Below are 20,443 nucleotides of genomic sequence, written 5' to 3' on the forward strand. Positions count from 1 at the left end.
CGGACCCCTACCTTGATTCCTTGGACGTGTTCAGCTTCCGCAATCGGCCAAAAGCCTTTTGAGAACACCACCTTAGCCAGAATAGCGGCTCAGGCCCAACGTCCCCCGCGGCGAACACCAGCGGAGGGACAGCCTGAGCAGGTAATGATCCCGGGTCCAGTGGGCACAATTTCGCCTCACGAGCCGGTGATCAAGTCAGAAACGGGGACGGGGTTTCATGCTTCGTAAAAACTTGTCTTCCTCGCGCTTGGCGCGGGTTGGCGTTTTCGGGCTGCTTACGATCACCACGGCAGTCATCTTCACCACCGATGCTGCCGAGGCACGGCGTCACCGCTCGCGTCACTACGCGCACCACCGGGTGCAGCGCGACGTGTCCGAGAGTTCCAGCCCGAAATTCGCGTCGATCATCGTCGACGGCAATTCCGGCTCGGTGCTTCAGTCGAACAGTCCCGACGGGATCCGCCATCCCGCCTCGCTGACCAAGATCATGACGCTCTATCTGCTGTTCGAGAAGCTCGAGTCCGGCAAGATGAAGCTCGACACCGAAATGCCGGTGTCCAAGCACGCCGCCGATCAGGATCCGACCAAGCTGAACCTGCGTGCCGGCCAGACCATTCGCGTCGAGGACGCGATCAAGGGTCTCGTCACCCGCTCCGCCAACGACGCGGCCGTCGTGATCGCGGAAGCGATCGCCGGCGACGAAGACGACTTCGCCCAGATGATGACGCGCAAGGCGCGCTCGCTCGGCATGTCCAAGACGGTCTATCGCAACGCCAACGGCCTTCCCAACGACGAGCAGGTCACGACCGCGCGCGACCAGGCCACGCTCGGCCGCGCCATCCAGGAGCGCTTCCCGCGCTACTATCGCTATTTCGCGACCTCCACGTTCAACTGGCGCGGACAGTCGATCCGCAACCACAATCACCTGCTCGGCAGTGTCGAGGGCGTGGACGGCATCAAGACCGGCTACACCCGCGCCTCCGGCTTCAATCTCGTGACCTCGATGCGCCGCGGCAACCGCCATTTGATCGGCGTGGTGCTGGGCGGCCGCAGCGGCGGCTCGCGCGACGCCATCATGCGCAACCTGCTCGCGGAGAACCTCGACAGGGGCGCGACCACCCGCACCGTCCTCGCAGTCGCCGAGCGCAATGGCGCCGACGCCAACACTGACGTCGCTGACGCGTCGGACACCCCCGCCCGCGCCGCTCCGGTTCAGGCTGCTGCCGCTCCCGAAGCCGCCCCGTCGCGCCTCGCCGCGCGGCTGTCGACGCTTGCGGCTGCGACCGCCGCGGTGCCGCCGGCTCCGCCCAAACCCGAGGTTCGGCCGACCGAATCCAAGATCGAGCCGGCGCCGCTCACCAATGGCGTGATCTCGAGCCAGCCGCTCTCCATCATCCCCGGCTCGTCCGAGCCGATGAAGCCGGTCCGGGTCAAAACCGTCCAGGTCAAGGCCGGCGCCGTGAAGGTCGCCTCCGCCGCCCCGGTCCAGGTCGCCCCGCAAGTCACGAGCACGATCGCATCGCGTTCCGACGTCGCAGAGACCTCCACCGCCGTCGTCGCCCGCGCCGATCTCATCAACAAGCCCGAGATCGCGAGCCAGCCGGAAGCTCCGCGGGCCGAGATCGCCCGCGCCGAGATGCCCCGTCAGCCGGCGGGCTTCGGCACCGGCAACGGCATTCTCGGCGTGCTGCCGGCCGCGACTGCCGCGGCCCCCGCTCCGGCCCCCACGAAGCTCGCTTCCGCCGATCCGGCGCAGCACCCGATCCAGATGAGCGCCACCACCAAGCCGGTCGTCACCCACAGTGGCTGGATCGTCCAGGTCGGCGCGCTCGAGAGCGAGAACGAGGCCCAGCAGCGCATCGACGCCGCGCGCAGCTCGGCCCGCGGCCTGCTCAGCAAGGCCGACCCGTTCACCGAGCCCGTCGTCGCCAAGGACAACCGCAAGCTCTACCGCGCCCGCTTCGCCGGGCTCGAGCGCGACCAGGCCGAAGCGGTCTGCCGCGCCCTGAAGCGTGCCGACATCTCCTGCATCACCGTCCGCAACTGATCGATCGGACCGTTGCAAACAAATGCCCGCGCCTTGCGCGGGCATTTTTGTTTTGGGGACGCCGTTCGCGCAAAGTCAGTTCCGCGACAACCTCTCGTCAACAATTTACGGTTAAATTTTTACTCAAGGGATCGACCACGCCGACAATGGCGGGCATCGGGGCGACAGCAAACAGAGCAAGCGGAGCTCACGCGGTACTGGCGTTTGTAGCGTAGTGCTGGAGTTAGCCGTTATGCGTGCGAAGCAGAGTATCCTTGGCCTCGTTCACACGGGCAGCGAGATACGTCGAGCCCCCCTGGTCGGGATGGAGTTTCTTCATCAGGGACTTGTGAGCCCGGCTGATGTCGTCCCGTCCCGCGCCCGGCTGCAGGCCAAGGATCTGATAGGCTTCCTCCGCCGTCATTTTTCCGCTCGCCGCCGTGCGGCGCTGCCGCCCTGCCGCGTCGCCCTGCGCGTTCTGACGCCAGGCGGGAAACCGGCGGTCCAGATAGCTTTCAAGTAGGGCCACGCTCTCGGCGTCGAACGCCGGAGCCATTGCCAGCAGGCCGGCGAGATCGAACTCGTCGAGATCGCGCCCGGCGTACGGCCCGGCGATAATCTGGCCCGCGAGCTGGCCGGAATCGTGGTCGAGCCGCATGTCCAGGAATGGCGATCGCACGCGCGAGGCCTGCCCGGACGGCCGCGTCGCGCCGCCGCCGAACAGCCCTCCGATGTTGCCGAAGCCGGCGTTCGCCAATGGCGTCCAGCCCAAGAGTCCGGCGCCGAATATTCCGAGCGGAATCGCGACCACCAGCTCGCCCCGCAGGCCCGTGAACGCTGCGACCGCCAGCGCCAACACGCCTCCCCCGAACTTGACGGTGCGCGCCAGCACCGCCGGATTGGCGGAACGGAACATCTGGAGCAGCAGATAAAGCGTGATGATTGCGACGGCGCCGGCGATCAGGGTCATGGCCGGAATATAGTCGCCCTCACGGCAAAATGCATGGCGTTCGCTCCGACGCGACCTGCTACTTCATCTGGCCGATCAGCTTCGCCGCCCCGCTTGCGCTCTGCGCCAATTTCAGCAGCGCCTCGCGGCCGCCGGCGGCGTAGGCCGCGGCGGCCCGCAGCAACTCGCGGAGCTGCGCCGCAGCACCCGGATCGAACCGGCACCAGGCCCCGCCGGTCAGCCGCGCGATCTCGCGAAACGCCTGCTCGGCCACGGCGTCGTCGCCTTCCTGAAACAGGAAGACAGGCACCTTGAGCATGCCGAGCTCGCCCGCCTTGGCGCACAGTTCGTCGACCTTCTCCTCCATGGCATCGCCGACGAAGACCACCGCTCGCACGCCGGATGCGACCGCCTCGCGGCGCACGTCGCTCAAGACCTTGCCGATCTGGGTGTCACCGCCGCGGCAATCGATCCTGCTCATCAGCGTCGCGAGCCTGGCGCTGTCCGAGATCCAGCCTGAGGCGCGGCACTCGCTGAGGCCGCGATAATAGACCAGCCGGATGTCGAGGCTGCCGATGGCCGAGGCCTCGCGGAACATGTCCGCCTGAAGCGCGCAGGCCATGTCCCAGGTCGGCTGCCGACTCATCGTCGCGTCCAGAGCGAACACCAGCCGCCCCTTCGCGCCGGGCGCATGCGGCGACAGCGCGCGCGCCTTGGCGACAAACGCAGCGATGTCCTCCGAGGTGCTGGCTTTGGGCAGCGCGCCGCCGGCCTCTGTCGAGACGGCATCACGGCCACGCGGCTTGACGGGTTCGCCGGGCATCCCTGCTCGCTTCCTGCGTGAGCGGCTAATGTGGATAGCGCATGCTGCCCGGTCAATGTGCAAAGCCTCCGCGGGCGGATGCCGACGGAGGCTTTGAGATCATGCTTGAAGATCAGATCTGTATTAGCTCTTGGCGGGCGCCATCAGAGCTACCGGACCAGGCTCGAGAATCTTGGGCGGTGCTGTGCGGGTATCGACCGGCGCGACCGCGCTGTCGGTATCGCTCAGGAACTTGTCGAGCATGCCCTGGATCGAGTTCTTGGCCGCATCCGGACCGGTGTCGCGCATGTCGTTGTGCTGGAATTCGGTCTTCACGACCTGAATGCCGGCCTTCTCGCATTCCTCGTCGGTCGGGATCACGCCCGCGTCGACCTTAAACTGCGGATCGCTCGAACGGAACGACAGGATCTTGAACTTGCCGGCGGTGACGAAGGGCACGCGCAGATTGTCGAGCGTGACGACCTTCTTGACCTCGTCCGGATACTGCTTGGCGAAATACATCGTGATGTCGCCGCCCATGGAGTGGCCGACCATCGTCACCTGGTCGTAATCGGCGTTGGGCTGAACCTTCTTCAACTCCTGCATGGCAAGATGGATGTTGGCAACGCCGCGCAGGATCTGCGGCAGCCGGCCGACATAGAGCTCGCCGGGCTTGGTCACCATCGGAGGATCGGTCGGCAGATCATGCTGCGGGCTCACGACCATGTAGCCGCGCGCCGCGAAGATGTTGGCGAGGAAGCCGTACTCGGTGTTCTTGACGGTGTTGCCGTGATTGATCACGGCGACCGGCAGCGTGATCATGCCGGCATTGGCCTGCATTTCCTTGTCGCGGCGTACCGCAATGTCGACAGGCACAGGACGGTTGTCGCGCGAAGGATCGTAGAAGGTGACGGTCTCATGCTTGATCGCCCACTTGCTCGCCGTGAAATAGGCGACGCCGCAGAGGGCACTGACACAAACCAGAACGGCAATTCCACGCTTCATTTTCGTCCTCAGCCTCAGGCTCTCGTGGCCTGAATCCCTGTTGAAAATCGTGTTCTTCCGGGGCTCTTCGGCCCCTGGTCGCCTATTCCCTAATATATGTCACAGGGCCGTGACAGAAAGACCAAATATTGTGAACCGGCAGCCCTTTCATTGTGCGCCGCACACGTTTCTTGGGCATCCCGTCCTCGACTGGCTACGTCAGGGTGCGGGCCACCATCCGACGCAACCGGTCTCGATTGGGTTCAATTCTGCAGTAAACGTTGAATGAAAACGGCCGAGCTCACGCTCGGTTCCGCAGGGAACCGGCGGCTTGGACCGACTGGAAGTAGCGATATACCGTCTCAGGCGCCGAGGATGTCGTGGACCTCGAGCGGCTTGTCGACCTGGCTGAACCATTCGGCGCGATTTGCCGCACGGCGGCGGCCGCGCTCGTCGAGCGGCAGCTTGAGCTGGCGGAGCAGGCTCGTCACCTCTTCCCGCGCGGTCAGGTGGCCGAGATTGGGCCGCATGCCGAGCGTGGCTTCGTCGATCTCGTCGAGCGCGGTCAGGCCGCGCGGGAAAAACTCGCGGTAGACGACGCGCTCGGCGAAACCGTCGATGTAGCGGAAGCCGAGCCGCAGCGACAAATCCTTCAGGCCCTCGGCGACCAGCTGCTTGTTGCGCGAGCCGAGCATCGACAGGCGGTTGCGCACCACGATCCAGTCGGTCGAGGAGCCGTCGAGCTGGCGGCGCTTGCGCCTGACGTCCCGCACCATCTCGGCGTAATGGCTCTCGCCCGTGACCGCATAATTGGCGGGATCGACGGTGCCGAGCACGTCGAAATCGAGGAAGCTGTCGTTGATCGGCGTCACGAGCGTATCCGCCATCGAGTGCGCGAGCCGCATCAGATAGCTGTCGGTGCCGGGCGTATCGATGACGATGAAGTCGAAGCTGCTTTCGACCGCCGAGACCGCCTCCATGAATTGAAGGAACTCGGAGTTCTCGTTCTCGGCGACCTGCATGGTCTCGCCGAGCTTGATGCACCGATGCTGCGGCAGTTCCAGGCCAAGGCCGGTGCGGCGCGCCCAGGCGGCACGGTTGGTGATGTAATGGGTAAAGCTCTGTTGGCGGCAGTCGAGGTCGATGGTGGCGACGCGCTGGCCGGCCTTCAGCAGCGCAACGGCGATGTGCAGGGCGGTGGTCGACTTGCCGGAGCCGCCTTTCTCGTTGCCGAGCACGACAACATGCGCCGAGCCGGATTGGCCTTGGCTAGCCTGCACAAGCATAGCGATCCTCAACACCCCTGACGAATATCTTCGAGTTGGCCGCGTCTGCGGTCAAGTGAAATGCGTGACAGTAAATGCAATTCGCACTGCGCCGTTCTTCATCATGAATCGCGGCATCGAAATGCGTCTGTGATCCAGTCCACACTGTCGCGACGTCGTGCGCAGCGTCGCGCGGGAAGCTGTGCCGCATCCGGATGCATGGCGTCCATGGCCGCCGCTTGTTAAGGTTAGCCGGCCGGGCGCCGGGACGCGCCCGCCTTCCATTCCCAACACTGTCGAGTGCTGATGTCACCAAACCCCTTGATCGCCCGCACGGTCCCCGCCCTGCGACGCGCCGTCGACAATCTTCGCAAGCGAAAGGCCACGGTCGCGCTGGTGCCGACCATGGGGGCGCTCCATGACGGGCATGTGTCGCTGGTGCGCCTCGCCAGGCGCCGTGCCGACCGCGTCGTGGTGTCGATCTTCGTCAACCCGACCCAGTTCGCCCCGACCGAGGATTTCGGCGCCTATCCGCGGACCTGGAAGTCCGACATTGCCAAGCTCGCGGCCGAGAATGTCGACATCGTCTGGCACCCCGGTGTGGAGGCGATGTATCCGGAGAACTTCGCGACCCGCATCGTGCCGGAGGGTCCGGCGCTCGCCGGCCTCGAGGACCGCTTCCGCCCGCATTTCTTCGGCGGCGTCGCCACGGTCGTCGGCAAGCTGTTCACGCAGTGCCGGCCGGACTTCGCGATCTTCGGCGAGAAGGACTTTCAGCAGTTGCGGGTGGTCTCGCAGATGGCGCGCGACCTCGACCTCGGCGTCAAGGTGATCGGCTCCCGCACGGTGCGCGAGCGAGACGGGCTCGCGATGTCCTCGCGCAACGTCTACCTCTCTCCCGAGGAGCGGCAGACAGCGACCGTGCTCTACCGTGCCATGAAGGACAGCGCCGGGCGTATCCGCGCCGGCGAAGCAGTCAGGCCCGCCATGGCGCGCGGCGCGGAGACGATCAGTGCGGCCGGCTTCGCGCTCGACTATTTCGAAGTCCGCCACGCCGAGACGCTCGCGCCGGTCACCTCGCGCAAGGACGGCCCTTTGCGGATCCTGGTCGCGGCCAAGCTCGGCAGCACCCGGCTGATCGACAATATCGCGGTGTGACCTCCAGGGTTGCACTTGCAGGCGCGCTCACCTCCAGGGATAATCGGCTGCGAGCAACCGAACCGAGGGCCGCGCATGCCGTCCATCCGCATGATCATCGTGAGCGGCTTGCTGGCACTCGCCGCCCTCCCCGCACAGGCACAGCAGCGGCCGCCGATCGGCACCTTCGGCTCGCCGCCCGACGCGATGATCTTCTACGTCGCCCATGGCGCGGCCGACGCCTGCGGGCCGGGCTGCTCGGACTGGATTGCGGCTGAAGGCGCCGTGCAGTGGGACAGCTACAAGCGGCGGATCGCGATCCTCGACCGGCAGGCCGGACGCAAACTGCCTGTCGTCATCCACAGCTGGGGCGCGTCCAATCTCAAGGTCGCGAGCAGCCTCGGCCGCATCCTGCGCGACCGGGGCCTCGACGCCACGGCCGGCGACACCCAGGTCGCGGCCTGTGCCGGGAAACCGGAGGCGGAGTGCTTCACCTTGAAGCGCCCGGGTGGACCGCTGGACGCCGGATTGTCGGTATCGGATCTGATTTGCGATTTCGCCTGCGTGCTCACCCTTGCAGGCGGCGTGCATCGCAGCCTGCCGCAAGGCGCGAAGGTCGTGCTGGGCAGCCGCTCCATCCGTAACCGGCTCGCACCCAACGTGTCGGCCGAACAGCGCGAGAGCCTCACCGAGTATTTCGGCGATCAACACCGGAAATATCTGAACGAGATGGGCATCGCGCCGGAGCTCGTCGCCATCGTGGATGGCATCGGCGAAGGCGGCCGCCCGGTCGTCATACCGCCGACCGACTGGGCGCGGCTGCACATCGTGACGCCTTCGCCGTAGGGCTAAAGCAATCCGAGATCGCGCAGCTCGCGCCGCATCGGCTCCGGCATCGCCGCGATCGAGCCGGCGGCGGACCTGCCGAGATCGGACGGTACGGAATCATCGGCGAGATAGCGCCAGCCCTGGAACGGGCGCATCGGCCGCGGCGATACCGAGATCACCTTCGGCTGCATCACGATCCGGCAGCGCCCGATACCGTCCTTGTCGCGAAACGGCTCGATGCCGATGATCTTTTCGCGCGCGGCGACCTCGCCCTTGATCACCCAATAGAGCGATCCGCCGGCGAGGAGCTCGGCGTCGCGCTTGGGCACCATGCGGGTGATGTGGATGTGATGTTGCGGCAGACCCTTCTTTTTGGCGGTCTGCATCCGTTCGGCGACCCACCCCTTCAATTCCTTGACGGAGTCGCAGCCGACGGCGAGCTTGATCAGATGTAGCGGCATGCCCCAGCATTAGCCGGGCAGCCTCGCATTTGGAATGCCGAACTATTCGTTATCCGCAGCCGCGGGAGCGGAGGCCGGCGGCGGTGCGAGCGGAACCGGTGCCGCGGCAGGTGCGCGCTTGGCGGCCGGCTGCTTCTTTGCGGCCGCCGCTGGAGCTGCGGCCTGCGCCGACGTCGTGGCAGGCGCGCGCGGCGCGGGCGCTGCGTTCGCAGCGGGCGCCTGTCGCGTTGTCGCTGTCGGCTCCGGATTCATGATGCTGACCGGCGGCGTCGATGCCGCGCTCGGGAAATCCGCATTGGTCGGCTTGCCCGTCGGCATCGCCGGCGGCAGCCCCGCGAGCGCAGCTGTCGGCGGCAACGCAGCCGGCGCCGCCGCGGGCGCGTTCCAGGCCGGTGCATAGCGCGCGACCAGCATGTCGTAGAGATGCGAATCCATGTTGGCGGCGACCTGCTGCTGATCGGTCAGCGAGCGGAACGCGGCACAATCGAACTGCGTACAGCCGTCGCGCGCGACCAGCACCTGCGCAACGAGGCCGTAGCGATCACGCTCCAGCGACCTTCGCAGCACCTTGATGTCGAGCGTCAGGCTCTTCTCGGCGGACGCGGCATCGCCGAGCGCGGTCAGCCGGTCGATCCTGACGGCTGTGTAGGCAACGGCCGCAGCCGCCGCATCGGGCGCGCCGAACAGCGCCTTCTCACAGCCGACGGCCACGGCATCGCCGGCGAGGTCGTCGAGGCAAGCCAGCGCCGGCAGGCTCGCCGTCACCGTGGCTTGCGTACGGGCGTCAGCCGTCGTGGTTTCGTGCCCCAGCGGCCCATAGACGCGCACAGTGGCCGCGACCGCGATGGCAATGGCGAGCAGCGTGATGACCGTCAGCGCGCCGTTGGCGACCGATCTCTCGGCGCGCAGCAGCGTGATCAGCAGGATCAATCCGAAGAAGCCGGCAGCCGCCAGCGTCATCCACATCGGGAAAGCCGGCGAGTGCCAGATTTGGTCGAGCGAAGAGGCCCATGCCCAGTTCATGCGCGATGTCCCCTCACGCGAGCTGAGAGCGAATGGTCAAAGCGAGCACCGCTGATCGGCAACTGCTCCCGCCGCACCTTGGTGAGGTGAAGCGGGCCTTTTGACGGCGGGAAATATAAATCGTTGAACGACGGCTGATGCGCCGGCCCGGCCGATCAGGACTGTGCGAGCTGGCTTTCCTTGGCGACGCGTTCGAAGGCTTCGGTCGAGCTCTTGATGCGGTACTGGCAGTCGTCACCGTCCGTCGGCAGCAGGCGAATGATTTCATACGAACCGCTCGCAGCCGGGCGCGCGACGTTGCTGGCCGTGAACAACACGCGCGTTCCAATCGGGAATTTGTGCTTCAACACCCTCTCCATCACTCAAACAGCGCCTGCCTCGCCCATGGTCCCACTGCGTCGGCCGGCCGGAAACCCGGCAGCTGTATAACACGCGATGCGGCGTTTTGGCCAGCAGTATACAGGCATGGCAAACGGGCCGATCCGGCAGCATTTTCAGGGTGATAGTGGGGGAACCGCGCGGCTCGTAATACCGCTGGAACCGGCCGGTCAGGCCGTATGGGGCAAATGCCCGTCGGGGCTGGCGTGGTCCACCGCCTTAGGCAGTTCCTGGGCCAAAATCTGGCCGAGCTGGTCGACCGGGATGTTGTAGCGGGCAGCGAGCTGCCGAACGGTATCATTGCCGAGTACGGCGCGGAGCTGATCGGCCGAGATCGGCAGGTTCTGGCCGTTGCCGAGCCAGGATTTGACCTGATCGCCCAAGCCCGACTGCTGAAGCTTCGCAACGATTGCGCTGAGGCCGCCCTGATTGCTGCTGCCGAGCACCTCGTTCAGCACGGCCGGCAGCACGGAGGCACCGAGCTGGCCGAGCGCGCTGCGGAATGCGGGGTTGTTCTCCAGCGAGTCCAGGATTCCCATGACCGTGCCCTTTCCTTGCCTCTCGCTGCAATTGAGCGCCGCCGGCTTGCTGATCGTCAAGCGGCGCTCGATCACATTCGCGGGTTAGACAGTCTCGAACCGTTCGATGACAAGCGTTTCGGCGATCCCCTCACGCGTCCACTCCTGAAACGCCGGCAGCGCCATCATGGTGTCCATGTAGGCCCTGGTCTCCGGCGTGACCTCGATGGCGTAGGTGCGGAAGCGGTGCACGACCGGGGCATACATCGCATCGGCCGCACCGAAGCGACCGAACAGGAACGGCCCGCCGTAGCGCGCCCGGCAGTCGCGCCAGATCTCCTGAATGCGCGCGATGTTGGCCCTGGCGTCGGCCGACAGCGTCACGGGGCGTATGGGCCGGTGCAGGTTCATGCCGCATTCGTTGCGCAAGGCCATGAAGCCGGAATGCATCTCGGCAGAGACCGAACGGGCATGGGCGCGGGCCGCGACGTCGTCGGGCCACAGCTTCACGTCCGGAAAGCGCTCGGCGATGTATTCGATGATGCTGAGCGAGTCCCACACCGTGATGTCGCCGTCGACTAGCACCGGCACCTTGCCGGCGCGGCTGAACGACAGGATCTGCTCCTTGTCGGCGGGGTTGTCGGTGTAGAGCGGGATGACGGTTTCCACGAACGGGATGTCGTTGGCGCGGAGCGCAAGCCAGGGCAGCATCGACCATGACGAGTAGTTCTTGTTGCCGATCGCGAGCTTGAGCGCTGCCATGTCACCGGTCCTTCCTTCAGTCCTTCGGATGCGGCTGCTTTTAGCGCCATCGCCTGTCGCCAATCAATCGTTGCCGCACGCCGGCATGCGTGGCAATCGTTGCGATCCCTGAGGAGCACGACATGAGCAGGCATTGGGTCGACATCACCGCGGTCGGCTTCTTCATCGTCGAATGGCTGGTCTATGCCCTGACGCTGGAGCACTCGGCCTATGGCCGCGACAGCCTGTCGGCGCGGATGAACCGCTATCGCGAGGTCTGGGTGCGCCGCCTGCTCGACCGCGACGCGCGCATGGTCGACATGCAGATCATGGCCTCGCTCCAGAACGGCACCGCCTTCTTCGCGTCCACCAGCCTGATCGCGCTCGGCGGCGCGCTGGCGCTGCTGCATGCCACCAACGACGCCATCGCGATCCTGAGCAAGCTGCCGGTCGACCTCAGCCCCACGCCCGCGCTGTGGGAGCTGAAATGCGTTGGCCTCGTGCTGATCTGCGTCTACGCCTTCTTCAAGTTCGCCTGGTCCTACCGTCTGTTCAACTACGTCGCGATCCTGTTCGGCGGCATGCCGCCGGCCTCCATGCGCGACACGGCGGAGGCCGAGGCCCACGTCATCCGCACCACGCGCCTGTTCGAATCCGCCGGCCGCCATTTCAACCGCGGCCAGCGCGCCTTCTTCTTCGCGCTCGGCTATCTCGGCTGGTTCGTCAGCCCCTGGGTGCTGTTCGTGACAACTGCGGCAGTGGTGATCGTGACATGGCGGCGGCAGTTCGCGTCGAGCGCGTGGGAGGCGATGGCACCGGAGGTGGTGACTGGTGAGGACGTGCGGAAGCGTGGCCGTTGATCCTCTCGTGTCCCGGACGCGCTGCGGCGCGTAGTAACGGTGCGCAGAGCCGGGACCCATGCCACAGGGACTGCTGCGAGACATGGGCCCCGGCTCTGCAGCGCACCACTTCGTGATGCGCTGCGTCCGGGGCACGAGAGCGGCAGTTGAGGCGCAGACTCTCTCCCCTTCGTCATTGCGAGCGCAGCGAAGCAATCCAGAATCCTTCCGCGGAGGGATTCTGGATTGCCTCGCTGCATCCTCAATGGCAGCGTATAAGACATACGCCACCCGCGTGACCAAGCTCACGCACGCACGGCTTGACATCGAGCGCGAGTTTCCGCGCAAATCCCGGCCATGATCAGTTTTCCAATCCTCGCCGATCTGCCGACAACGCCTTTCTCCGGGGCTGACGTGGTTCGCGGCGTTGAATGCTCCTCGTCCGATGGCGACGGTGCGGGACGCGTGCGCGTCGAGGTCGACGGCAAGCCCGACGTTCTCGCTTTCTACGGCGCTGCGCCTGAGGGTGCACCGGCCGATCCCGTCATCTTCCTGCGCGGTGATGCCGTGGAGAAGCGCGGCGACGAGGTCGTGGCCAACGAGTGGTACGTCGTGGCAACGGCCTACGACGTGCAGGCGTTGACCGAACAGCTGAGCGCGAGCTTCCATCGTCCCTATGTCCACCTTGCGCGCCCGGGCATCCTGGGCTCAACGGGGCATCATCTCGACCGGCGGCGGCCGCGTGAGGTCGCGCTGGTCGATGCGGCGCTCAGCCGGCTCAAGGCGCATTTCGGCTGGCATCGTCTCAATCTGGTCGGCCAATCCGGCGGCGGCCATCTCGTGGCCGCGTTGATCGCGCGCCGCGACGATATCGGTTGCGCGGTGATCACCTCGGGCAATACGGCGGTCGCACAGCGAAACTGCGAGAACGGCTGGATCGCCGACATCACCGGCCACAGCGATTTCCTCGATCCCATCGATCATGTCGCCGAGGTCGCGCGTCATCCCCCGCAAAAGATCATCGCGCTGACCGACCCGCACGATCAGCGCGTCTCGGCGTCGGTTCAGACCGCCTATGTCGAGGCGTTGCGCGGGGTCGGCGTCGCCGTGGACCACCGCCTCCTGCCGGCGTCCGGCAGGCTTCGCCACGATCTGCAGCTGCCGGGAATTCTGGCAGCCTTCACCTGGCTCGCGGATAACCACCGAACATGATCGAACGGGCTACGACCCGAAATCCCGCGGGCTGAACGGCAGGTCCATGATCTTCCATTCGCCGTACAAATTGGCCGGCAGCATCTTGTAGGGCTGGCAGGCCTGGAGCGCCGCCATCGCGGACTTCACGAGGGCCACGCCCTTCACGGATGGCGGGGCTTCGATCAGGATCGGCTCGCGCGCCAGCGTGCCGTCGGTGGCGAACACCGTGCGCAGCTTGATGTTGACGGCATCGGTCGGACTAACCCCCGCCGGCAACTTGGCACAGCTTCTCAGGTGGCGGCGAAGCGCGGCGATGACCTCGGGCGGCAGCTTGGCGGCAATTGAATCCTTGGCGTCGCCGCCGTCGTCCTTGGGCGCGTCTTTCGGCAGCTCTCCAGGCAATTCGGGCGGCAGGCCCAGAAGGACGCCGTACTTGACGGTGACGTCGGGCTCCGGCGCCTGATAGGCCGGTGGCGGCGCGGCCTCCGGCGGCGGCATCGCCGGCGAAGACTGTTGCGGCGGTGGTTGCGGCATCGGCGGCGGCTGCATCGCCTGGGGCTGCGGCTGCTGCGGGATCGGCTGCGATTGCGGTGGCAGCTGTTGCGGCGGCTGCGACTGCTGAGGCTGCGATTGAGGCTGGACGTTGGCCTCGCGCTGCTTCGGCGCCTGTGAGGGCTGTGGCTGTGGCTGCTTCTGCTGCGCTGGCTGCTGCGGTTCAGGCGAGGCCTGCTGCTTGGCGGCCGGCTTCGACGCTGCTTCCGACTTGTCGGTAAAATCGATCTTCGGCAGCTTCAGGTCGGGTTTCGGCTCCGGCGGCTTCTCCTTCGCCTCCTCTTGGGCCTTCTCCTCCGCCTTGGCCTCTTCCTGCTTCACCTGCTCCGGCGTGACGATATCAACGGAGACGGTCTCGGGCGCCTGGCTGCGAAACGGATGGACTTCGCTGATCACGATGATCAGCGCCACCAGCGTCAGATGCGCGATCGCCGATGCCGCGATGTCCGTCCGTATGAGCTTCCGCAGTTCCATCGCCCGATCTTGGGTTGCCGCCCTGCTCCTAGCATACAGGAACGGCCCCTCAATCCCATTTCGGCGCGAAGCCAAAATCGGTCAGGCGGCCCTTGGGGCTGGCCAGCGCGGCGATCTCGGCCATCTCGTCGTCCGAGAGCTCGAAATCGAAGATATCGATGTTTTCCGACAGGCGTTCGACCCGCGAGGTGCGCGGAATTGCGGACGCATTCTGTTGCACCAGCCAGCGCAGGCAGATTTGCGCCGGGCTCTTGTGATGCGCGCGGCCGATGGCCGCCAGCGTCTGGTCGGCCTTGATCCGGCCCTTGGCGATCGGGCTGTAGGCGACCAGCGCGAGGCCGTGCTGGTCGCAGGCCGCCCTCACCTTCGCCTGGTCGAGATAAGGATGATATTCGACCTGGTTGCAGACCAGCGGCTCCGGCGAGAGCGCCACCGCCTGCTCGACCAGCGCCACCGTGAAGTTGGAGACGCCGATGTGACGGGTCAGGCCCATGCGCTTGGCATGCGACAGCGCGCCCAGCGTCTCCTCCAGCGGCACGTGCGAATTGGGCCAGTGCAGCAGCAGGAGATCGACGGAGGAAAGCCGCATGCGCGCCAGGCTCTCCTTGACCGAGCGTTCGAGATCGTGCGGCGCGAAATGGTTGGTCCAGACTTTTGTCGTCAGGAAGATGTCGTCGCGGCGCACCCCGGAAGAGCGCACGCCGTCGCCGACCTCGCGCTCATTTTCATAGACCTGCGCGGTGTCGATGTGCCGGTAGCCGAGCCGCAACGCCTGCTCGACCACGCGCGCGCAGGTGCGCCCGCTCAGCTCCCAGGTCCCGAGCCCGATCGACGGTATCCTTGCGCCATTGGCCTCGACGAACAGCATGAGGAATCCTCTCTGTTGCGGTCGCCTAAGGCGTCATTATGGACCCGCCGCATGACACTGCCAACGGATGCAGGGCCAGATGTTCAGCGCAATGCTAACGGCAGGTTCGTTTCAGGCCTCGACGTCAAGCTTTGGCGAGCGCCTGGAATACGGTGTCCGGCGCATGGGCGATCACCGCGAGCAGCGCGCGGGCCGGTCCCCGCGGGGCGCGCTTGCCCTGCTCCCAGTTGCGGATGGTCTCGACGGGAACGCCGAGTTTTGCGGCGAACTCCATCTGGGTGAGGCAGGCACGACGGCGCAGATCGCGCACGGCGAGCGAACTGGTGTCGCCAGGTGCAGCATTCGTCGCAGGCTGGACCGGAAATTCCTGCCCGTCCCGCAACTCGACGACCCGTCCGTCCGCCTTCAGCCGCAACCGCATGTCCAGTCCCCCAAGCGCAGGCGATGATGCGGCAGGTCGCTTAAGGTCGGATTAAAGATGATGGTCGGGAGCCCTGGACGCGGCGCAGCGTGCCGGGGACGCGAAAGTGAGGCGGCCCCGTTGCCTATCCCCGTCATTGCGAGGAGCCTTGCGACGACGCAATCCAGACTGCCGCCGCGGAGAGATTCTGGATTGCTTCGCTTCGCTCGCAATGACGAGGAGAGAATGCGCCTCCCTTACTTCAACCCGAACCAGAGCGTCGCGATGCCGAGGAAGGAGAAGAAGCCGACCACGTCGGTCACCGTGGTGACGAAGGTGCCTGACGCCACCGCCGGATCGGCCCGCACACGTTCGAGCGCCATCGGGATCAGGATGCCGCCGAGCGCGCCGGCGAAGAGGTTCACGATGATGGCAAGGCCGATGACGATGCCGAGGCCCGGGATCTTGAACCAGGCCACCGCGGCGATGCCGGTGATCACGGCGAAGGCGAGCCCGTTGACGAGGCCGACCATGCCTTCGCGCATCACCACGCGCCAGGCGTTGGAGGAGCCGAGCTCGCGCGTCGCCAGCGCCCGCACCGCGACCGTCATGGTCTGGGTCGCGGCATTGCCGCCTTGGCTCGCCACGATCGGGGCGAGCACGGCGAGCGCCACCATCTTTTCCAGCTGGCCCTCGAACAGGCCGAGCACGGAGGACGCCAGGAAAGCGGTGGCCAGATTGACCAGCAGCCAGTTGAACCGCGCGCGCGCAATGGTGAACACGGTGTCGGAGAGTTCTTCGTCGCTGTTGACGCCGCCGAGCGCCTTGAGGTCCTCGTCCGCCTCCTCCTCGATCACGTCGACCACGTCGTCGACGGTGATGACGCCGACGAGGCGATCCTGAGTATCGAGCACGGGCGCGGCGACGAGATTGTACTTGCCGAACATGCGCGCCACCTCCTCCTGGTCCTCCAGGACGGAGACGCGGCGGCGATCCTCGTCGGTCAGCTCGGCCAGCGCCACCGGACGGCGGGCGCGCAGCAGCACGTCGAGCGAGATCGCGCCCTGCCAGTGCTGGTCCTTGTCGACGACATAGATCTCGTAGAAACGGTCGGGCAGATCCGGCGTCTCGCGCATATAGTCGATCGCCTGGCCCACGGTAAAATCCTGCGGCACCGCGATGAACTCGGTCTGCATGCGGCGGCCGGCGGAATTTTCCGGATACAGCAGGCTGCGCTCGAGCGCGACGCGCTCTTGCAAGGGCAGCTTCTCGAGGATCTCCTCCTGCTCGGCCTCGTCGAGGGTCTCCAGCAGCTCGACCGCATCGTCGGATTCGAGCTCGCGGACACCCTCGGCGACCGTCTCCGGCGGCAGCTCCTCGAGAATGTCGTCGCGCACGGTCTCGTCGACTTCGTTCAGTGCCGAAAAGTCGAAGTCACGCCCTGTCAGCTCGACCAGGCGGACGCGATCATCGGGTTCAAGGGCTACGATCAGATCGCCGAGATCGGCCTCGTGCAGCTCCGCGACACAGGCGCGCAGCGACGCGCTGTCGCCAGCCTCGATCGCATGGGCGATTTCCTCGACGAATTCGTGCCGGATTTCGCCGTCTTCATTGCGCATCGGCACGTGGTCGAGTACCGAATCCGCAGCGGCTGGCGCACCGTCCATATGTTCATCCATGGTGGGCCTCGCCGTTTGACTGGTTGGAACGCGTGGTCTGGGCTGACGGTCAGGCAATACCCACAAGGCAACTCTGAGCGCAATGACAAAGATGCTTCGACTGAGGTGGACTTCGATGTCGATGGCTGCGGCCCTCACGGCCCTCATCGGCATCGCCTCGACGGAGGCCGCCGAGTGCCCGCGCAAGGATGCGCTCGGCACGTCTCGCATTCTGAGCGTCGATGCCAGGACCACGCCGCGCGTGGGCCTGAAGAGCTTTCCGCAGACGCTGGCGCTTGCCGATCACGAGGTCGTGCTGACCTTCGACGACGGCCCGAACCCGCCGACGACCTCGAAGGTGCTGGCGGCACTGGCGCAGGAATGCGTGCGCGCGACCTTCTTTCTGATCGGTTTGCACGCCTCGCAGCATCCCGACATGGTCAAGCGCATCGCGCGCGAAGGCCACACCATCGGCCACCACACCTGGTCGCACCCGTTCATGGCGCGGATCCCGTTCGACAAGGCGAAGGCTGAGATCGACCGCGGCATCGCCGCCGACGAGATGGCGCTCAAGGGCGTCTCAACGACGACACCTTCGACGCCGTTCTTCCGCTTCCCCTATTTCGAGTCCACGCCGGCGCAGCTCGACCTGCTCGAGTCGCGCGGCATCGTCGTGTTCGGGGCTGATCTGTGGGCCAGCGACTGGAACGAGATGACGCCGGAGCAGGAGTTGAAGCTGGTCACCGAGCGCCTGGCTGCGGCCGGCAAGGGCATCATCCTGTTCCACGACCCCAAGGCACGCACGGCCGCGATCATGCCGGCCTTCCTGCGATACCTCAGGGAAAACAACTACCGCGTCGTCCATATCGTGCCGGCGGGCACGTCACAGAAGAGCGCCGACGCGCGTTGATGCCGGAATGTCACGCCGGCGCAAAATGGGGTGATCTGGGCCCTATTAACAGTCTGTTCATGCTACGCCATGCAAACATGGAAGGGGGCTTGTGCCTGAACCGTTTCCGGGCCTCTCCGACTTACCATAGCGGCAATCGCGTATGAGGGCAGACGGGGTTCATGATCGGAAGTGGCGTTGTTTTTCGGACGCGGTCGTGGATCGTCCTCTGTCTTGGAATGCTGGCCATCGGTTCGCCGGCGGCGCTCGCAGCCGAATGCCCCGGCCATCCCGACGCGCTCGGGATCTCCCGCACCCTTGTGGTCGATCCGCGTGAGCATCCGCTGATCGGCACCATGCAGTATCGCGAGACGCTGCCGTTGAAGGACCATGAAGTCGTCCTGACCTTCGACGACGGTCCGCTGCCGAAATATTCCAACCAGATCCTCAAGATGCTCGACGACGAGTGCATCAAGGCGACGTTCTTCATCATCGGCCAGCAGGCCAAGGCGAACCCCGAAGGCGTGCGCAAGCTGATTGCGGCCGGCCACACCGTCGGCACCCACAGCATGAACCATCCGCTGACCTTCGACCGGATGCCGATCGAGAAGGCCGAGGCCGAGATCGACGGCGGCATCGCGTGGACGTCGGCCGCGATGACCGATCCATCGAAGCAGCTCGCGCCGTTCTTCCGCATTCCCGGCCTGATGCGCGCCGAAGGCGTCGAGAGCCATCTGATCTCGCGCGGCATCCAGGTCTGGAGCGCCGACTTCCCCGCCGACGACTGGCGGCATGTGTCGTCCGACCGCGTCTACCAGCTCGCGATGCAGCGGCTGGAGGCCAAGGGCAAAGGCATCCTGCTGCTGCACGACATCCAGGCCCGCACCGTGGCGGCGCTGCCGAGGATCATCCGCGACCTCAAGGCAAAGGGCTATCGCATCGTGCATGTGGTGCCCGCGACCGCCGATCGCCCGGCGACGCCGACGACGGCGGTGGAGTGGCTGCTGCATCCGCCGACCGAGACCGTGCCGATCGCGCGCTGGCCGCGCGTCCCTGGCTTCACGTTCATGCAGACTGCGACGCTGCCGGCGCCTGCGCTGGCCGACCTGAATGCGCAAGCCGTGCATCAGCCGCTGCTGCCGCGCCGGACCAAGGCGCAGATGGATGTTGCATCCACCCTTCCCGTCCCCGGCCGCGATCTGTTCGCGATCCCCGAGGGCTCGGTCGAGGTGCTGTTGTCCACGACCCTCTCGCGGCGCGCCGCGACGCGGCTGGCAATGGCGTCCCAGACGCCTCGCGCCGCCAAGAGCAAAGGCGGCAAGCCGCACGCTCCCGGCGCCGCACATGCCGCGCACGGCGCCCCCAAGCACGCCGCACAGGCCAAGGGCACCTCACCCAAAGGCGCCGCGTCACACCCGACCCGGGTGGCGAGCCTGAAAAAGCGCGCGCAGTAATTTCTACTGCCGCATGATGGCGGCGACGCAGAGCAGCACGATCAGAGCCAGGAAGAACAGGTCCATATAGGACTTCAGCTCGCCGTCCCGGCGCAGCCGCGCCACGTCAGCCACGACCTGCTTACGTCCCGCCGTTCCGCCCGAGCCGTCATTGATCGGGCCCTGCAGGCGCTTCGTCTCGGCCTCCAGCTTCTCGATCTTCTGGTAGAAGTAGAATGCACGGAGCGTGGAGGCCGCACGCATGCCGGCATAGACCAGCACGAGGATCGCGATGATCGCCCGGTTCTGGTATTTCTCCATGAAGTTCAGGCTGAAATAGACCATCGCCATGAACGCGAAGTTGGTCACGAAGCGATAGACGAAACTAAGAAAGACCATGCTGGCTCCAGCCCTGAGCGGTGCGACCCCGTCTACGCCAACTTCGTTTCAACAAGGATACGATTGCCGGCCGCCTTTTAGCCACGCGCGGTCATAATGCAAGCGAGAGGACCGCTGGCGGCATGTTCCACGCAGACGCGAGGTTGCCGGCCAGCTCGATGGAGATTCGACGCAAGCTACGGTACACTCGCACAGCCATCGCATGTGGGGTCTGCCGATGCCGAAAAAGGGAATCACGGGCCACGACGACTGGGTCCTGACCGAGGCGCTTGCGACCGCGCTGGTCGCGCTGGAGCAGCTCGAGGCAAAGCACCAGCCGAGCGCGCATATGGACGACATCCGCAAGATGCTTTCGAACGGCAAGGAGCCGTCGGCGGTGAGCTTGCACCTCGCCCAGGCCAAATGCCGCCTGTTCCCGGAATCGGATCCGCTCGAGATCTACCGGGAATACGGGATCGGCGAGGAATATGGCTGAGTACGCCGCCGATCCTGCGCGCGCGCTGCTGCCTTGAGCCGAGTTAGTTGCCGGTCGCGGCAACGGGCATCCACCTCAATAGTCCCATGAATGTCAGCTGAGCCGCAAAACGGCTTGACGCCGGCGCCGCCAACGAATGTAATGTTATAA

General features: G+C 65.8%; 22 protein-coding genes. 8 read left to right on the forward strand and 14 right to left on the reverse strand.

The genetic code is table 11. The features are described from left to right. The first annotated feature begins 217 nt into the window (after positions 1–217). Positions 218–2,047, forward strand: a complete 1,830-nt coding sequence (locus tag AB7532_RS21395; protein ID WP_441236707.1) for a serine hydrolase — start codon at positions 218–220, stop codon at positions 2,045–2,047. Positions 2,048–2,270: 223 nt separating this feature from the next. On the opposite strand, the gene AB7532_RS21400 is transcribed toward AB7532_RS21395, so the two are convergent. The 4 genes from AB7532_RS21400 to AB7532_RS21415 all read right to left on the reverse strand — a co-directional run bounded on the left by AB7532_RS21400 (position 2,271) and on the right by AB7532_RS21415 (position 6,047). Continuing rightward, on the reverse strand, positions 2,271–2,996 hold the full coding sequence (locus AB7532_RS21400) for a DnaJ domain-containing protein (protein WP_441236708.1): 726 nt from the start codon (positions 2,994–2,996) through the stop codon (positions 2,271–2,273). Positions 2,997–3,054: 58 nt separating this feature from the next. Continuing rightward, a complete protein-coding gene (locus AB7532_RS21405; RefSeq protein WP_441236709.1) occupies positions 3,055–3,798 on the reverse strand; it encodes a VWA domain-containing protein in 744 nt (247 codons plus the stop codon). Positions 3,799–3,921: 123 nt separating this feature from the next. Further along, positions 3,922–4,782, reverse strand: coding sequence for an alpha/beta fold hydrolase (locus AB7532_RS21410; RefSeq protein WP_441236710.1), 861 nt, complete (start codon positions 4,780–4,782; stop codon positions 3,922–3,924). A 341-nt stretch (positions 4,783–5,123) separates the two neighbouring features. Beyond that, a complete protein-coding gene (locus tag AB7532_RS21415; protein WP_441236711.1) occupies positions 5,124–6,047 on the reverse strand; it encodes a division plane positioning ATPase MipZ in 924 nt (307 codons plus the stop codon). 285 nt (positions 6,048–6,332) lie between these two features. Between AB7532_RS21415 and panC the strand changes: the two genes are divergently transcribed. After that, positions 6,333–7,184 (forward strand): pantoate--beta-alanine ligase, encoded by an 852-nt coding sequence (gene panC / locus AB7532_RS21420; RefSeq protein ID WP_441236712.1) that lies wholly within the window; start codon positions 6,333–6,335, stop codon positions 7,182–7,184. Positions 7,185–7,259: 75 nt separating this feature from the next. Further along, the gene (locus AB7532_RS21425; protein WP_441236713.1) at positions 7,260–8,009 is read left to right on the forward strand and encodes a hypothetical protein; all 750 of its coding nucleotides are present in this window, start codon (positions 7,260–7,262) and stop codon (positions 8,007–8,009) included. Positions 8,010–8,011: 2 nt separating this feature from the next. On the opposite strand, the gene AB7532_RS21430 is transcribed toward AB7532_RS21425, so the two are convergent. The 5 genes from AB7532_RS21430 to AB7532_RS21450 all read right to left on the reverse strand — a co-directional run bounded on the left by AB7532_RS21430 (position 8,012) and on the right by AB7532_RS21450 (position 11,133). Then, entirely contained in the window at positions 8,012–8,452 is a 441-nt protein-coding gene (locus tag AB7532_RS21430) for a DUF1489 family protein (RefSeq protein ID WP_441236714.1), read from the reverse strand. Positions 8,453–8,494: 42 nt separating this feature from the next. Further along, entirely contained in the window at positions 8,495–9,475 is a 981-nt protein-coding gene (locus tag AB7532_RS21435; protein ID WP_441236715.1) for a hypothetical protein, read from the reverse strand. Positions 9,476–9,630: 155 nt separating this feature from the next. Further along, positions 9,631–9,834 (reverse strand): hypothetical protein, encoded by a 204-nt coding sequence (locus AB7532_RS21440; protein ID WP_084292202.1) that lies wholly within the window; start codon positions 9,832–9,834, stop codon positions 9,631–9,633. Positions 9,835–10,023: 189 nt separating this feature from the next. Continuing rightward, a complete protein-coding gene (locus AB7532_RS21445) occupies positions 10,024–10,446 on the reverse strand; it encodes a YidB family protein (RefSeq protein WP_441239331.1) in 423 nt (140 codons plus the stop codon). 30 nt (positions 10,447–10,476) lie between these two features. After that, a complete protein-coding gene (locus AB7532_RS21450; RefSeq protein ID WP_441236716.1) occupies positions 10,477–11,133 on the reverse strand; it encodes a glutathione S-transferase family protein in 657 nt (218 codons plus the stop codon). Between the two features lie 122 nt (positions 11,134–11,255). On the opposite strand from AB7532_RS21450, the gene AB7532_RS21455 reads away from it, so the two are divergent. Then, a complete protein-coding gene (locus AB7532_RS21455; RefSeq protein WP_441236717.1) occupies positions 11,256–11,972 on the forward strand; it encodes a DUF599 domain-containing protein in 717 nt (238 codons plus the stop codon). Between the two features lie 336 nt (positions 11,973–12,308). After that, positions 12,309–13,163, forward strand: coding sequence for a hypothetical protein (locus tag AB7532_RS21460; RefSeq protein WP_441236718.1), 855 nt, complete (start codon positions 12,309–12,311; stop codon positions 13,161–13,163). A 9-nt stretch (positions 13,164–13,172) separates the two neighbouring features. Here AB7532_RS21460 and AB7532_RS21465 read toward each other — a convergent pair whose 3' ends face one another. The 4 genes from AB7532_RS21465 to mgtE all read right to left on the reverse strand — a co-directional run bounded on the left by AB7532_RS21465 (position 13,173) and on the right by mgtE (position 17,118). After that, positions 13,173–14,171, reverse strand: a complete 999-nt coding sequence (locus AB7532_RS21465) for a hypothetical protein (protein WP_441236719.1) — start codon at positions 14,169–14,171, stop codon at positions 13,173–13,175. Between the two features lie 49 nt (positions 14,172–14,220). After that, positions 14,221–15,039: an aldo/keto reductase gene (locus AB7532_RS21470; RefSeq protein WP_441236720.1), complete on the reverse strand. Its 819-nt coding sequence runs from the start codon at positions 15,037–15,039 to the stop codon at positions 14,221–14,223. 124 nt (positions 15,040–15,163) lie between these two features. Beyond that, complete coding sequence (locus tag AB7532_RS21475; RefSeq protein ID WP_441236721.1) at positions 15,164–15,460, reverse strand: helix-turn-helix domain-containing protein; 297 nt, start codon at positions 15,458–15,460, stop codon at positions 15,164–15,166. 236 nt (positions 15,461–15,696) lie between these two features. Continuing rightward, on the reverse strand, positions 15,697–17,118 hold the full coding sequence (mgtE, locus tag AB7532_RS21480) for a magnesium transporter (RefSeq protein ID WP_441236722.1): 1,422 nt from the start codon (positions 17,116–17,118) through the stop codon (positions 15,697–15,699). A 115-nt stretch (positions 17,119–17,233) separates the two neighbouring features. On the opposite strand from mgtE, the gene AB7532_RS21485 reads away from it, so the two are divergent. Further along, positions 17,234–18,007 (forward strand): polysaccharide deacetylase family protein, encoded by a 774-nt coding sequence (locus AB7532_RS21485; protein ID WP_441236723.1) that lies wholly within the window; start codon positions 17,234–17,236, stop codon positions 18,005–18,007. A 161-nt stretch (positions 18,008–18,168) separates the two neighbouring features. Continuing rightward, positions 18,169–19,440 (forward strand): polysaccharide deacetylase family protein, encoded by a 1,272-nt coding sequence (locus AB7532_RS21490; RefSeq protein WP_441236724.1) that lies wholly within the window; start codon positions 18,169–18,171, stop codon positions 19,438–19,440. A gap of 3 nt (positions 19,441–19,443) precedes the next feature. Here the strand turns inward: AB7532_RS21490 and AB7532_RS21495 are convergent, their stop codons facing one another. After that, positions 19,444–19,818 carry a hypothetical protein gene (locus tag AB7532_RS21495; protein WP_441236725.1) on the reverse strand — a complete coding sequence of 125 codons (375 nt, stop codon included), beginning with the start codon at positions 19,816–19,818 and terminating at the stop codon, positions 19,444–19,446. A gap of 217 nt (positions 19,819–20,035) precedes the next feature. Here AB7532_RS21495 and AB7532_RS21500 point away from each other — a divergent pair, with 217 nt between their 5' ends. Next, positions 20,036–20,293: a hypothetical protein gene (locus tag AB7532_RS21500; RefSeq protein ID WP_441236726.1), complete on the forward strand. Its 258-nt coding sequence runs from the start codon at positions 20,036–20,038 to the stop codon at positions 20,291–20,293. Positions 20,294–20,443 lie beyond the last annotated feature (150 nt).

Source organism: Bradyrhizobium sp. 930_D9_N1_4 (assembly GCF_052076015.1).
Lineage (GTDB): Bacteria > Pseudomonadota > Alphaproteobacteria > Rhizobiales > Xanthobacteraceae > Bradyrhizobium.

Coding starts and splice junctions, on each gene's coding strand:
- AB7532_RS21395 (WP_441236707.1), top strand. CDS start 218: ATGCTTCGTAAAAACTTGTCTTCCTCGCGCTTGGCGCGGGTTGGCGTT.
- AB7532_RS21400 (WP_441236708.1), bottom strand. CDS start 2,996: ATGACCCTGATCGCCGGCGCCGTCGCAATCATCACGCTTTATCTGCTG.
- AB7532_RS21405 (WP_441236709.1), bottom strand. CDS start 3,798: ATGCCCGGCGAACCCGTCAAGCCGCGTGGCCGTGATGCCGTCTCGACA.
- AB7532_RS21410 (WP_441236710.1), bottom strand. CDS start 4,782: ATGAAGCGTGGAATTGCCGTTCTGGTTTGTGTCAGTGCCCTCTGCGGC.
- AB7532_RS21415 (WP_441236711.1), bottom strand. CDS start 6,047: ATGCTTGTGCAGGCTAGCCAAGGCCAATCCGGCTCGGCGCATGTTGTC.
- panC (WP_441236712.1), top strand. CDS start 6,333: ATGTCACCAAACCCCTTGATCGCCCGCACGGTCCCCGCCCTGCGACGC.
- AB7532_RS21425 (WP_441236713.1), top strand. CDS start 7,260: ATGCCGTCCATCCGCATGATCATCGTGAGCGGCTTGCTGGCACTCGCC.
- AB7532_RS21430 (WP_441236714.1), bottom strand. CDS start 8,452: ATGCCGCTACATCTGATCAAGCTCGCCGTCGGCTGCGACTCCGTCAAG.
- AB7532_RS21435 (WP_441236715.1), bottom strand. CDS start 9,475: ATGAACTGGGCATGGGCCTCTTCGCTCGACCAAATCTGGCACTCGCCG.
- AB7532_RS21440 (WP_084292202.1), bottom strand. CDS start 9,834: ATGGAGAGGGTGTTGAAGCACAAATTCCCGATTGGAACGCGCGTGTTG.
- AB7532_RS21450 (WP_441236716.1), bottom strand. CDS start 11,133: ATGGCAGCGCTCAAGCTCGCGATCGGCAACAAGAACTACTCGTCATGG.
- AB7532_RS21455 (WP_441236717.1), top strand. CDS start 11,256: ATGAGCAGGCATTGGGTCGACATCACCGCGGTCGGCTTCTTCATCGTC.
- AB7532_RS21460 (WP_441236718.1), top strand. CDS start 12,309: ATGATCAGTTTTCCAATCCTCGCCGATCTGCCGACAACGCCTTTCTCC.
- AB7532_RS21465 (WP_441236719.1), bottom strand. CDS start 14,171: ATGGAACTGCGGAAGCTCATACGGACGGACATCGCGGCATCGGCGATC.
- AB7532_RS21470 (WP_441236720.1), bottom strand. CDS start 15,039: ATGCTGTTCGTCGAGGCCAATGGCGCAAGGATACCGTCGATCGGGCTC.
- AB7532_RS21475 (WP_441236721.1), bottom strand. CDS start 15,460: ATGCGGTTGCGGCTGAAGGCGGACGGACGGGTCGTCGAGTTGCGGGAC.
- mgtE (WP_441236722.1), bottom strand. CDS start 17,118: ATGGATGAACATATGGACGGTGCGCCAGCCGCTGCGGATTCGGTACTC.
- AB7532_RS21485 (WP_441236723.1), top strand. CDS start 17,234: ATGTCGATGGCTGCGGCCCTCACGGCCCTCATCGGCATCGCCTCGACG.
- AB7532_RS21490 (WP_441236724.1), top strand. CDS start 18,169: ATGATCGGAAGTGGCGTTGTTTTTCGGACGCGGTCGTGGATCGTCCTC.
- AB7532_RS21495 (WP_441236725.1), bottom strand. CDS start 19,818: ATGGTCTTTCTTAGTTTCGTCTATCGCTTCGTGACCAACTTCGCGTTC.
- AB7532_RS21500 (WP_441236726.1), top strand. CDS start 20,036: ATGCCGAAAAAGGGAATCACGGGCCACGACGACTGGGTCCTGACCGAG.